We start from the raw sequence: 12,172 nt of genomic DNA on the forward strand, positions 1-12,172 counted from the left end.
ATCATTGGAAAGAACTATGTACCAACCACTTCATTTAAAATATCGCCCTCAAATCTTAAGCGAAGTTATCGGATAAGAGCATATAGTTGATACTTTAACAAATGCGATAGCTCTCCAAAAGATTGCACCTGCTTACTTATTTAGCGGTCCCAAAGGTACAGGTAAAACCAGTACCGCCCGCATCATCGCTAAATCCCTCAACTGTCAGTCAAGCAATGAGCCGACAACTAAGCCCTGTGGAGAATGCAATTCATGTAAGGGAATTACGGCATCTTCTTCTGTTGATGTAACCGAACTGGATGCAGCAAGCAATAGTGGGGTAGAACTGATCCGAGAGCTTATATCCACTACCCAATTTGCACCAGTGGAGAGTAGATTCAAAATATTTATTATTGATGAATGTCATGCCTTAAGTAGCCAATCGTGGCAAGCACTCCTCAAAACCATTGAAAGCCCTCCCCGTCATGTAGTATTTATCTTCTGCACAACCGAGTTACACAAAGTTCCAGAAACCATTGTCTCCCGTTGCCAAAAGTTTGACTTTAAGAGAGTTCCTGTCTCGCTAGTTGCAAGCTACCTAGAACAAATATCTCACCAAGAAAGTATCAACATTGCGCCATCAGCAGTTACCACCGTAGCTAAAGCAAACAAGGGACATCTACGCGACTCACTCAAACTTTTAGATCAGCTAACCTTACTAGGTGAAGAGGAAATTACCTCTAACTGGGTTTGGGAACTATCAGGCACTATTCCAGAATACGATCTACTCACCGTCTGTGAAAATATCATCAAAGGAGAAATTACGGGCAATTTAGGTATCCTTCAAGATTGGATTGAATCTGGTAAACAGCCAACTGCCATTCATACAAGTCTTGTCAGTTTCCTCAAAGACTTACTTGTGTGCAAAACTAATCCCAATGGCAGACATATTACACAGATAGAAGAGGACACCTGGGAGGAATTAGTAAGTATCTCGCAGTTGTGGAATATCGACCAGATCCGAAATGCGATCGCAATCTTAATGGCACGCTAAAATCTCATACGGGATGAAGACGCGCACCTTTGGTTGGAAGCTACACTTATCGAGATAGTGCCAACCAACAAGGGTAGTCACCAATCACAACCCTGGAAAGATTGGAAAACTGCTCAAGATACGATTAACTGGGGTAAGGAACAGTTACCCCACTTAACACAAGCCCAGTTACAAGAACACTGGCAAAAGCTGACACCTATTAATGGTAAAAAGGCACCTGCTTGGGTAGAAGCTGTCCAAAAGCTGCAACAAAAACAATTACAGCAAGCTTAACTTTAAGCTGAACTTCCCCCCAAGCAAAAAGAGCTAACTGTTAACCAGAGCGACTTTCAAGGTTTTTTGATTCGCCTTTACTGGGTACAAATTGTCAAAGGGTCTTGCGGAGCGAATTTGAGGCGTTGACCCCCGATTTTTAGCTTACCCCATTTGTACCAATAGCTCCAGGGCTTACATGGGTACACTAATATGTGCATCAAGAGCTAGGTTTATTGCGTAGCAAGGGTTTAAGGTCTGTTTAGTACATTTGCACCGGGGGAAGTTCAGTTTAAGGAGGGTTATAACTATAGTTATAACCCTATATTTCTTTCTGTATTCAATCAAATAACCAAATAAATTAACATTTACTACCACAGCAGCATACGCAGTTAAGTTGATAGTTAAAAATTAATATCAACATGAATTAGGGAAATCTCTAATTAATGAGTTATAACCACAGAGATTTTGTGAAAAAATCTAGAGGGATAATCGTTGTCGATGAAGACAAACTAAACATTTATTGGCAAGATCCCTCTCCAATAAAACCTTGGCAGCCTAAAATACAACTCAAGCCGTATCAGGAACTTTCACAAATATTTGTTGATATCGAAACAGCAGGAATAAACCCATTTGAAAGCCGTATTTATGCTATTGGTTGTATGGATTCAAGGGGATATTCTACTATTTTCATGGATATCTCAGAAGCTAAAATACTGACCAAATTTATCAACCATCTCAATAAAAGAAATCCAGATGTTATTTTCACATATAACGGGATGGCATTTGATATTCCATTTATTATTACTCGATGCAACTTGCACGGTATAAAACACCCATTTAAAGTTGCATCCAAATCTCGGACTATTCGTACCGCCCAAGTACGGGGCGAGCCACTAAAAATTCAGGAGGTGTTCATCCGAAATAGCCAACACGTAGACATTTATATCTGCGTTCTCAGGTGGGATTTCATAGCCAAAAAGCTAACTAACGGCAGATCGCTCAAAAAGGCTGTATTGGACATGAGACTACGCCAGAACACTAGGCTAGTTCTTCCCTATGAGGAAATCCTCGATTGTTGGAAAGATGGCCCCAACAGTAAGGGATGGAAACGTCTGAAAGAGTATCTTGTGTACGACCTCGAAGACACCCGGCTAATTGCGAATAGACTTGTACCCTCATACTATTACGAAGCACTAATTGTACCGGAAATGAATCTCCAGCAGCTAACACTTGCTGGTAATGGTACTAAATGGGAGCGAATATTTGAGCATCATTATCCAGGTTATAAACCAAAACCCGATCGCAAGTACAAATTTCAGGGAGGGATGGCTTACTCTATTCCTGGACTGTATAGAAGGGTTGGATATGCAGATATTAGCTCAATGCACCCTTGGGCAATGCTAGATAAGGGTATTTGCTCAATTAAGGATACAGAACGTATTGGGCTAAGTATCCTGCAATATTTAGTGAATGAAAAATTTAGGTTGGAACAACTTGCATCTGCTGGAGATGTTGCTGCTAAGGAAAAAAGAGAATCCGTCAAGGTTTTAGCTAACTCCGAGTTTGGATTCTTAGGCACCTCTGAACTCGCCTTCAATGATATGGAGGCTGCTGCATTAGTTACAGCCTACAGTCGAAAAGTACTCAAGCTAATGATTGAAATTATCACTCGGCACGGTGGTACTCCTGTGGAAGTTGACACTGATGGAGTGTTTTTCACCCATCCCAACCCAGAAGAGGTACGTAGTTTACTTCAATTTCAATTACCTGAAGGGATAACTGTCAAGCTAGAGTTTATCGCCGACGCTATGTTTATCCCTGAACGGGGAACCAAAAATTACCTTTTATGGCTTCCAGACGGGAAAATCATCACTAAAGGCAACTGGCGCAACCGCGATCACTCTCAACTGGAGAAAGAGTTTTCTATTGAGTATTTAGCCCTGCTAATTCAAAATGTATCAGCAGCAGAAGACTATTATGTACACATCAAATCCCAGATTTTATCAAGGGAATATCCAAAAGAAAAACTTGCAATCACACGCAAGATTAAAGAGGGCGAAAAAGAAATCCTCAAACTAGGGAAACCTGGAGATGTAGTAACTTACTATTACGGAATTAGCGGCATAACTAATATCAGCAGTAATGAAAGTTATTCACGTCAATACTATCTTCACTTGATTGAAAAAAAGCGAGAAGAAATCCTCAAAATAGCTGCTCCTGCAACACTAGAAAGTAACAAGCGTCAGTTATCTCTTTTCTAAATAAACAAAGTTGAGATTTTAGGTAAATTTTGAAGGCACTAAATATAAAGGTTTTTCAAATTCATACATTCTCACTTGTCTGTAACTAATGAAAAATAAATCCTCTTCTCGCAAGCCCAGGCTAAATAAAAAACAAAGGGCTTGGGTAAATTCATTCCTTTCGTCTCATCCTAATGCCAGAGTTAGAACTATCTACGAATTAGATGGCGATCGCGTAGTTCAAATTGAGTGGTGGGAAAACACAAACCCAGTAATATTAGACCCAAAAAGTTACATCCAAGGAATTATCAGCTACAACATGTGGGTCAAACTAAGAAAGTCTGGCGATCCCAGGAAAACATCTGAGTTCTCCTACCGCATTACCCCACCAGAAAAACGAAGTGCATCATGGCACTTAACAGGTCAACTCTCTCTAGAACTCCCCCAATGTTACGAAGTTCCAGAACCAAACAACCCAGTTATCATTAAACCAAAAAGGAGAAATACTAAAACCAAAAAAGTTAAAAAATTTCTTCAATATACTCTTCCTTTATCAGAGATTAGTGTTAAATTTCATACTACAAATATAGAAGATGATGGTGTTACTCTATCTGGACAATAAACATTACTAGAAAACACACCGCAGCTAAATTTAGATACTGGTAAAGACACTAAACTTCCAGAAGCTATAGTCAAAATGCTCTCAGAGAAACAAGCCAGCTTAAAGGAATGGGAAACAGCTATTACACTATACGAGTTAACTGGTTCTAGTGGAGTAATAGAGTATCTTCAACAGTTAGATTCTTGGCGCGAATACTTGTGTAATAAACCAGTAGAGAACCATATTGAGAAAGACTCAATTCAAAATTTCGTACAACCAGTCCAAACTTAAGTAAGTGTTTACTGGTCACTACATAACAAATACAAAGCAAGCGGATAGAGTTAATACTAACTCTTCTTTTTTTAACCACTGCTTATAACTAACGCATAATAATTAGATGTTTATCTAATTTGTGATGCCAGTATACCTATACTACGGCGAAGATACCTATTCGCTCAATCAAAAAATCAACCATTTAGTGAATCAAAATGTTCATGCTGAATGGAAAGCTTTTAACTACATCAAGCTATCTGGAAATGAGAAAAATATTGCTGGCAAGGTTTTTACTGAGGTTATGACTTTACCCTTTGGAGAGGGTAATAAAATTGTTCATACAGACAGCGAGCATTTAATTGGAAGTTTATCAAATGAGGATAATAACCAAGAACTTGAAAATCAACTTTCTCGAATACCTGCAAGTAACATTCTTTTAATTACTAGTAACAAAAAGCCAGATTCCCGTAGAACAGTAGTAAAAACTATCCTAAAATATGCTCAACAAGAAGAGTTTCCTCTCGTTCCTTGCTGGGATAAAAAGGGGATAGTTAATTTGATAGGGAAGTATGCAGCTATCCATCAAGTTAAACTTACACCGGATGTGACTGATTATCTAGTCGAAGCAATTGGCAATAACACTGCACGAGCCGATAGCGAATTTGCTAAACTTGCTGTCTATGCAAGTGAAAAAATTATTGGCTTTGAGGAAATAAAACAATTAGTTAGTAATCACAATACTGACTACCAAAAGCTTACTATGGCTATGTTAAGAAATCATTCAACCTTGGCAATAACGCAGGTGGATAAACTACTAGATAGTAATGAACATCCACTCAAAATAGTAGCAACGCTTACGTCAATTTTTCGCACTTGGCTAATAACTAAAGCTGGCGTAGAAGCTAAGTTATCTGATATGAAGATTGCAGAAATAGCCGAACTGAAAAACCCTAAAAGATTGTATTACCTCAAAGATGAAATCAAGTTTGTAGGCATTCAAAAACTGAAAAACAACCTTACCTTACTTTTACAAATCGAAACGGAACTCAAAAGCGCTCCCGCATACCTATTTAGCAACGAAGTTGAGGGAGTGGGCAAAGGAAAAACTGCTCTGGCATTCGCAAATGCAATACTCTCAAGAGGAAGTCGCTCCGCGATGGCGAAACACCTGCCTTCTCCTAAAGGAGACGGGCAAGGGACGGCGAGCGCAGGAGAATCTAAACATCTAGACATCTTACAAATTAAACCAACCTATACCGAAAACACCTCCCAGCAGAAAGGTGTACCTGCTATCCGAGTAGAACAGGTGCGCGAGGTAATTGAATTTCTCTCAACTAGTGCAGTTGAGGGCAAGCAAAAGGTGGTGATTATCTATGAAGCAGATATGCTCAACCCTACTGCCGCTAACAAACTTCTCAAGACGCTGGAAGAACCCAAAACTGGAACGTTTATTCTGATATCATCCTATCCTCAAAAACTATTACCCACTATCAAGAGTAGGTGTCAAATCATACCTTTCCAAAGGTTAACTGACGAGGAGGTTATTTCTGTCCTTAAAGACCAACAGATTGAGGCAACAGAAAAAATACTAGCTATCAGTTCCGGCAGTCCTGGTCAAGCGATCGCCAATATTAAAATGTTAGCTTCCATCTCACAAGAAATCACAAGTCAACTGGAAGTGCCTCCTGACGATATTCTCAACGCACTCAGTTTGAGTAACTCCATCTCAAGCTGGAATCACCAGACGCAGTTATGGTTGCTTACCTACCTGCAATACAACTGGTGGCAGAAATTAAAAAGCACTAAGCTACTAGCTAAATTCACCCAAGCAAGAAAGCAATTGCTGCATCACGTTACGCCCAGAAGTGTTTGGGATAGCCTACTTCTGCCATAACAAAACACACTCATTATCAAAAAGCACTGCCAGTTAGAAGTATTTCTAGCTGGCAGTATTTGTTTACACATAAAAGATATGAACCAGCAGCACAGTTTATTTGATGTCGAAGAAACTATCCGTAACAGTAAAAGTCAAAAAGCTAGCGAAATATTAACCCCTAGCACTAGAAAAATACTTCAGTTACTAAGCAGCCAAGGGATTAACAAAGCTATGACAGCCAGCCTACTCGATCTAGCAGGAGCAAGCCGTGAAATTGTTCAATACATCGCCGGGCCAGTTGTAACTCAGCAGAACGGCTGGCAACAGACAGTTCCGTCCTGGGTTTGGCGCGCGATCGCAGTTGATAGATTAGATGCAGCTTTACAAGAGATAGACAAGGGAGAAGTAGGTAAACTCGCCTCTAGTAGCGAAGTTGTTGCACTGATGATGCCAATTGCTTTTGAAGTGCCGCTATCATCCCAATGGACAGATGTTTACCTCTGGGCAAGTTATGATGCCCTTGTCAGGCACAGACCTTTCAAGAATTTCAACTACGAAAACCTCTGGGAGAAGATTGGTACCACTCCGGTTTCGTATGACAAAATCCGCTCTGATTATGAAACCCTGGCTGCTGATATTCGTTCTCGTGTAGTCAAACACGCGGCGAAAGAGGGATGGGGTAAGAAGTCTTCAAATAACAACAAACACCCTGTTACAGCAACTTCAACTGAAAGTAATACTAAGATGGAGCAATTATCACTGTTTTAATAACTAATTGTTAGTACTTTTTTCAACACTCCTCCTAAATTCCTTCCTCTCTTTGTCCGTGAGAGGAGGGAGTTCTTGCTTATAATAAAAATTGCCTAATTTCTGACACTGATTGACATAAAGTCGTCTTGCTGATTCACTTGCCTTTAAATCCTGACGCAAAAGTAATTTAAATGATTTTGCACGCTCCTTCAATTCTTTTGCTGCTACAAGAATTTCTGGTGATATGGCAGGATCTTCATAATTAGAAGAAAGTTCCTCACTTGATGAATAAACGCTTAGTCTATTGCCAGCAGGTTGAGTCAGAAGACGCTGAGTATTATACGAACGCCACAGACCTAACTTCTCGCGCCGTAGTGACTCAATCTCAACCTCACCAACACGGTCGCGCCGCACGTAGAGAAAACAAGCTTTATCAGCCGCTACAGTCAAACTTACTTTTACACCATTACCATCAAAATAAAACGAGTCAATTAAGTCGTTTTCTGCACTAACTTCTCCAAGTTTCTCTTTATTTGATAAATCAGGCAACGCTTCAGGATTTAGTGACGACGTAGCATTATTAACATTAGCTGAGGATAATGAAGGTGTAGGTGAAGGATTCGATTCTATAGCTGAAACTTTATTTTCTTTTTCTGGAGATGAACATCCAACCAGTAAGAATAATCCTATAAATAAATATTTTTTCATAAAAATAAATTTGTATTTATTAACCCAACAGCAGAATATTAATTATTGTTTTCCCTTCAAACGACCTGTTTGATAAAACTCAAGCAGGTTAGGGAAAGCTTTTTGTAGCAACCAGTTCCGCCCAACTTCTGATTCAGGAATATTTGAAGCAGCCATGTAATAACCACTTCTGTAAGCAGCTACACCTAAACAAGCTTGTAGGCTGGATATAGCCCGTGAAGAAGCCGGAATAGCCATCAAATCTTCCAAATGACTAGGATGATAATTTTGCCCTACCAGCAAAAAATAAACTAAAGTATGAACCAACCTGGATAAGACAACTGTTCGGTCTTGCCAACGCTCTAAATAAGACTTAATACAGAAGTAATCAGGTAAATCAGCTGCTTGAGATTCATCAAGGAACAAATCGCTTTGGCTTTCGATAAAATTAGAATCCAGACCTATAAACTGTTTGAGAAAAACAAGGGTTTTGCCCCAACGCTCGTGTTCCTTAGTTTTAGGAGAGAATGCACCTTCTGAATACTGTGAACCATACTTCTCTTGAAGCCGTGCAACTGCCTCTTGATTGATATCATCTTGCCAGTCAGATTCAACAAAAAACTCTTTTAAAATATCTTTCAAATAAATGGATGAAAATTCACTAATATCCGGTGCTTCATCGTCAAAATCATGTTCATAAGTATCAATAAGGAATTTCTCTAATTTGATTTCTAGCTCTTGCTTTCTATTAACTGGCAGTAATGATTTAGCGTCTTCTAATGATAAAGGAAAATCTAAATAAGGATGACCTTTGGCTAAGTAAGAATCACCCAAATCTGCCAAACTTTCAAGCGCAAGAGTCCGGGCAAAATACTCATCTTGTGGGTGTACGCATATCCCCTCTAATTCCTTATCCACCAACATCATAGTAATTGCCAGTAGAGCAAACCATGAAGCATCGTGCAAACAAGTCGGTAAATCAGCAATTAAATCTACTAACTTCAGTTCTAGAATATCTCCCCAAACGCCTATTCTAGCAGTATTAGAAACATCACAAAAATGCTCAACTTCTTCTCCAACAGATGTTTCTCCTAACCACGTAAGATTTTCTACTTGCAAAGGAGAGGAGTAGTCAGGAGTTAGCTGATTTTGGCTGTCTTCATCGAACTGTATCCACATCAAAGCCAAGAGCATCAGCTTACAAATACTTACTCGCTTCAGGAGAAAATATTCAAGCATAGGTCATTACTTGTAATTTTTAGACACATACCACGATAATTGCGATACCACCATAGCACAGGGTAACTTCTCGTTCCTTAGTAAAAACCGCAATGCAATGAGAAACAGGAACAAAAAATAATTCATAAGTATGAATAAGGTGTGCTTTATATAAAACAACTCGTCAAAACAATAAATCCTACAAGAACTAATGCTGACGCAGCAATAGGAGAAATATATAAATCCTCGCGCTATGAACTATATCAACAAAGTCATGCTAGTTGGCAGATGTGGACAAGAACCTGACCTAAAATTTTTCGAGTCGGGTGCAGTTAAGGCTTCAATCTCTATTGCAGTAAGACCACCCTACAGAAGTGAGCAAGCCCTTTGGTTTGATTTAGTCGCTTGGGGAAATCAAGCAGAAGTGATTGGAAATTACGTTCGTAAGGGAACTCAGATTGCAATTACTGGCGAGTTTGGATTTGATCGTTGGGCTGATAAAAATTCTGGCACTATGCGGCAAAAGCCTGTAATCACAATCAACGCTATCGAATTATTGGGTTCACCTCGTAGGGAAGAATCTACATCTACTTCTACACCAAACGAAACACAGGCTGTAGCTAACGCGAATTTCTAGGAAATTACAAATCGCCTATGCAGTATAAATCGTAGGCGATAAACCATCTAATCAATCTACAAACCAAACGACCATGATTCATAATACTGCAACTATTAATCTTAAGTCAGTGAACACAACCCACGACAAAGAAGGTTCCTTGATTGCTTTTGGGATTGCTGAATTCTACTATCGTTCCAAGGAAGGAGTCGTTACTGACGAGATACCATTCCGTTCCAAGGGCGCACCTGCTGTCGTCATCAACGAACAGGGGGAAGGCGTACATGGTACAGCAGAAGGATATCTTGATTTAGTAATAGATAACAGGGGTGAGTACAAAGAAAAGATTGCCACATTCGTAATTAGAAATTTTATCTCAGCACAACCTATTAACGAACTCACCCAAGTTAGCAAAAACTCTCACTCGCCTGAAACTCCCGATTTTGCCAAGGAACTACTCGAAGATAACGTTACTTCGACAAATGAAGACCTAGACGAAGAACCTCCATTTTAGAACCAATTAACTGAATAATGCTAGTGCAGACAGGTTTACTTGTTGGTCTTAGCATTATTTTTTTTACAAAAATCCAGAATAAAAATCCACTGTTTGGTAGAATCGCTGACATGGATTTAAAAAATCGCTTCAGCAACATATGTCATCAACCAAAATAATCGCAACTTTTAATCAGTCAGGTGGTGCGGCTAAGACGACAATTACACACAATCTTGGATACCACCTTGCTAAAAAACACCGTGTACTGCTTGTGGATATGGACCCACAGGCATCGCTAACAGCCTTTATGGGATTAGGGGAAGTCAAGCTTGAAACCGAGCAAACTATTTATGGTGCGATCGCTGAAGAAACTCCTCTTTATATATGGGAAAAACCAATTCACGGAATGCACCTTGTACCAACAAATATCCAATTAGCAGGTACGGAGCAAAAAATTTTCCATGACCTGACCATCGACAACCGCCAACGGCTCAAATTTGCGCTTTCAAATGTACTTGACCAGTATGATTATATTTTGATTGATTGTCCGCCTTCTCTAGGAATCCTAAGCATTATGAGCTTAGTAGCTGCTTCACACGTTATTATTCCTGTTGAAACGCAATATAAGTGCTATCTTGGCACCAACCAACTGCTAGAAACAATTGCCCGACTCAAAAAAGGAGGACACCAAAAATTACAAATTGCCTGTATAATTCCAACCAAATACGATAATCGTAATCTTCAAGACACAGGAATACTGGAAGAAATTAAACAACAGGTTGAAGGACGGATACACGTTACTGCCCCCATTCCTAAATCAACAGCTTTTCCTGACGCAACCCAGGCACATCTACCACTTGCACTCCACAAAAAAAACCACCCCGCAGTTAGCATACTCGAAGAAATTACAAAATACATCATTCAACTATGAGCCAAAGACGCGAACTAGAAAAACTAACCGGACTGGATAATTTATTTGGAGATGACGAAGAAAAATCTTTATCCGATTCGACTTTACCCTTATCTCAAATTATCCTTCCGCCAAGTCAGCCCCGTCGCTATTTTGACCCTGTAAAACTTAAATCGCTTGCCGATAGCATTAAGGAAGTGGGTTTATTAGAACCCATAGCTGTTAGAAAGATTCAAGAAGACAAGTATGAACTGATCGCTGGTGAACGCCGTCTCAAAGCTTGTGAAATTGCAGGATTTGAGGAAATTTCTGTATTCATTATTGAGTGCGACGAGAAAAAAGCTCGGAAACTCCGCTTAGTTGAAAACCTCCAAAGGGAAGATCTCAATACTTATGAAGAAACTATTGGAATTCTTGAACTACTTGCTGAAGAACTCGATATTGACCAAGAGACAGTAGTAAAGCTGCTTTATGATATGAATAATGAAATCAAAGGAAATTCTAACCATAACGTTATGGTTAGTGAAGAAGGACGAATCATACAAGATGTATTCTCGAAGTTAGGAAAAATTACTTGGCAGTCATTTGTAGCCAATCGTCTTCCTTTACTCAAACTCCATTTAGATATCCAAACTGCATTGCAAAAAGGCGAAATTGAATACACAAAAGCTAAGGAAATCAACCGGGTAAAAAATGATGATGAAAGACAGAAAGTTTTAAATAAAGCGATCGCAGAAGGTTTATCACTATCTGAAATTAGGATTCTAGTAGGAAATATTCTTCAGCAACAGTCAGAAAGTAAGCCATCATCTCATAACCAAGAGCAAAAAGAAAAAGCTGACAAAATATACAAAGCACTTAGAAAAAGTAAAATTTGGAATGATGAGAAAAAGCTAAAAAAAATTAATAAGCTTTTTGCTCAAATTGAAGCACTTCTAGAAGAAGAGAAGAAAAATGATCCTTCTTTACAGCAAGGTAGTCTAGTCTCGGACAACTCTCTGTAAGTAATGGATGGCTAGAAGTCAACTCATCTCTTTCACCGCCGCGATCGCTTCTTTCCCTCGAATGCTGACAACAGTTCACCATCATTTATAGTTCCCCAAAAACCACCATGTACGCAAGCGGTGTGAATTCCTTTATGGCAGAATTCACAGGTAGCATCGGAAAACGCAAAGGGAGCGAGGACGCGATCGCACGAGAGTCTAAACAACCGCACTATT

Annotated in this window: 12 protein-coding genes and 1 pseudogene; 10 read left to right on the forward strand and 3 right to left on the reverse strand. The window is 39.4% G+C overall.

The features are described 5' to 3' along the window. Positions 1-16: 16 nt before the first annotated feature. The 6 genes and pseudogenes from dnaX to QUB80_RS28545 all read left to right on the forward strand — a co-directional run bounded on the left by dnaX (position 17) and on the right by QUB80_RS28545 (position 7,046). Positions 17-1,306, forward strand: a pseudogene (gene dnaX / locus QUB80_RS28520) (DNA polymerase III subunit gamma/tau). A 425-nt stretch (positions 1,307-1,731) separates the two neighbouring features. Continuing rightward, positions 1,732-3,549, forward strand: coding sequence for a 3'-5' exonuclease (locus QUB80_RS28525; RefSeq protein WP_289792841.1), 1,818 nt, complete (start codon positions 1,732-1,734; stop codon positions 3,547-3,549). Positions 3,550-3,637: 88 nt separating this feature from the next. Beyond that, the gene (locus QUB80_RS28530; RefSeq protein ID WP_289792842.1) at positions 3,638-4,150 is read left to right on the forward strand and encodes a hypothetical protein; all 513 of its coding nucleotides are present in this window, start codon (positions 3,638-3,640) and stop codon (positions 4,148-4,150) included. A gap of 75 nt (positions 4,151-4,225) precedes the next feature. Then, a complete protein-coding gene (locus QUB80_RS28535; protein ID WP_289792843.1) occupies positions 4,226-4,420 on the forward strand; it encodes a hypothetical protein in 195 nt (64 codons plus the stop codon). Positions 4,421-4,544: 124 nt separating this feature from the next. After that, positions 4,545-6,296, forward strand: coding sequence for a DNA polymerase III subunit delta (gene holA / locus QUB80_RS28540; protein ID WP_289792844.1), 1,752 nt, complete (start codon positions 4,545-4,547; stop codon positions 6,294-6,296). Positions 6,297-6,374: 78 nt separating this feature from the next. Then, entirely contained in the window at positions 6,375-7,046 is a 672-nt protein-coding gene (locus tag QUB80_RS28545) for a hypothetical protein (RefSeq protein ID WP_289792845.1), read from the forward strand. Positions 7,047-7,049: 3 nt separating this feature from the next. Here QUB80_RS28545 and QUB80_RS28550 read toward each other — a convergent pair whose 3' ends face one another. Together QUB80_RS28550 and QUB80_RS28555 are read right to left on the reverse strand one after the other, a co-directional pair. Beyond that, the gene (locus QUB80_RS28550; protein ID WP_289792846.1) at positions 7,050-7,736 is read right to left on the reverse strand and encodes a hypothetical protein; all 687 of its coding nucleotides are present in this window, start codon (positions 7,734-7,736) and stop codon (positions 7,050-7,052) included. Positions 7,737-7,778: 42 nt separating this feature from the next. Further along, the gene (locus tag QUB80_RS28555) at positions 7,779-8,954 is read right to left on the reverse strand and encodes a hypothetical protein (RefSeq protein ID WP_289792847.1); all 1,176 of its coding nucleotides are present in this window, start codon (positions 8,952-8,954) and stop codon (positions 7,779-7,781) included. A 232-nt stretch (positions 8,955-9,186) separates the two neighbouring features. Between QUB80_RS28555 and ssb the strand changes: the two genes are divergently transcribed. The 4 genes from ssb (at position 9,187) to QUB80_RS28575 (ending at position 11,956) form a co-directional block, all read left to right on the forward strand. Further along, positions 9,187-9,570, forward strand: coding sequence for a single-stranded DNA-binding protein (gene ssb, locus QUB80_RS28560; RefSeq protein WP_289792848.1), 384 nt, complete (start codon positions 9,187-9,189; stop codon positions 9,568-9,570). A 73-nt stretch (positions 9,571-9,643) separates the two neighbouring features. Beyond that, the gene (locus QUB80_RS28565; protein WP_289792849.1) at positions 9,644-10,063 is read left to right on the forward strand and encodes a hypothetical protein; all 420 of its coding nucleotides are present in this window, start codon (positions 9,644-9,646) and stop codon (positions 10,061-10,063) included. Between the two features lie 139 nt (positions 10,064-10,202). Beyond that, positions 10,203-10,973 (forward strand): ParA family protein, encoded by a 771-nt coding sequence (locus QUB80_RS28570; protein WP_289792850.1) that lies wholly within the window; start codon positions 10,203-10,205, stop codon positions 10,971-10,973. Continuing rightward, positions 10,970-11,956, forward strand: coding sequence for a ParB/RepB/Spo0J family partition protein (locus tag QUB80_RS28575; protein WP_289792851.1), 987 nt, complete (start codon positions 10,970-10,972; stop codon positions 11,954-11,956). Before QUB80_RS28570 ends, QUB80_RS28575 begins: the two co-directional genes overlap by 4 nt. Positions 11,957-11,988: 32 nt before the next feature. Here the strand turns inward: QUB80_RS28575 and QUB80_RS28580 are convergent, their stop codons facing one another. Continuing rightward, the gene (locus QUB80_RS28580) at positions 11,989-12,168 is read right to left on the reverse strand and encodes an alcohol dehydrogenase catalytic domain-containing protein (RefSeq protein WP_096560807.1); all 180 of its coding nucleotides are present in this window, start codon (positions 12,166-12,168) and stop codon (positions 11,989-11,991) included. Positions 12,169-12,172: the final 4 nt, after the last annotated feature.

This window comes from Chlorogloeopsis sp. ULAP01, assembly GCF_030381805.1.
Classification (GTDB): Bacteria; Cyanobacteriota; Cyanobacteriia; order Cyanobacteriales; family Nostocaceae; genus Chlorogloeopsis.

Excerpts from the sequence above, each read along its gene's own strand:
- QUB80_RS28525 (WP_289792841.1), top strand. The coding sequence starts at position 1,732 with ATGAGTTATAACCACAGAGATTTTGTGAAAAAATCTAGAGGGATAATC.
- QUB80_RS28530 (WP_289792842.1), top strand. The coding sequence starts at position 3,638 with ATGAAAAATAAATCCTCTTCTCGCAAGCCCAGGCTAAATAAAAAACAA.
- QUB80_RS28535 (WP_289792843.1), top strand. The coding sequence starts at position 4,226 with ATGCTCTCAGAGAAACAAGCCAGCTTAAAGGAATGGGAAACAGCTATT.
- holA (WP_289792844.1), top strand. The coding sequence starts at position 4,545 with ATGCCAGTATACCTATACTACGGCGAAGATACCTATTCGCTCAATCAA.
- QUB80_RS28545 (WP_289792845.1), top strand. The coding sequence starts at position 6,375 with ATGAACCAGCAGCACAGTTTATTTGATGTCGAAGAAACTATCCGTAAC.
- QUB80_RS28550 (WP_289792846.1), bottom strand. The coding sequence starts at position 7,736 with ATGAAAAAATATTTATTTATAGGATTATTCTTACTGGTTGGATGTTCA.
- QUB80_RS28555 (WP_289792847.1), bottom strand. The coding sequence starts at position 8,954 with ATGCTTGAATATTTTCTCCTGAAGCGAGTAAGTATTTGTAAGCTGATG.
- ssb (WP_289792848.1), top strand. The coding sequence starts at position 9,187 with ATGAACTATATCAACAAAGTCATGCTAGTTGGCAGATGTGGACAAGAA.
- QUB80_RS28565 (WP_289792849.1), top strand. The coding sequence starts at position 9,644 with ATGATTCATAATACTGCAACTATTAATCTTAAGTCAGTGAACACAACC.
- QUB80_RS28570 (WP_289792850.1), top strand. The coding sequence starts at position 10,203 with ATGTCATCAACCAAAATAATCGCAACTTTTAATCAGTCAGGTGGTGCG.
- QUB80_RS28575 (WP_289792851.1), top strand. The coding sequence starts at position 10,970 with ATGAGCCAAAGACGCGAACTAGAAAAACTAACCGGACTGGATAATTTA.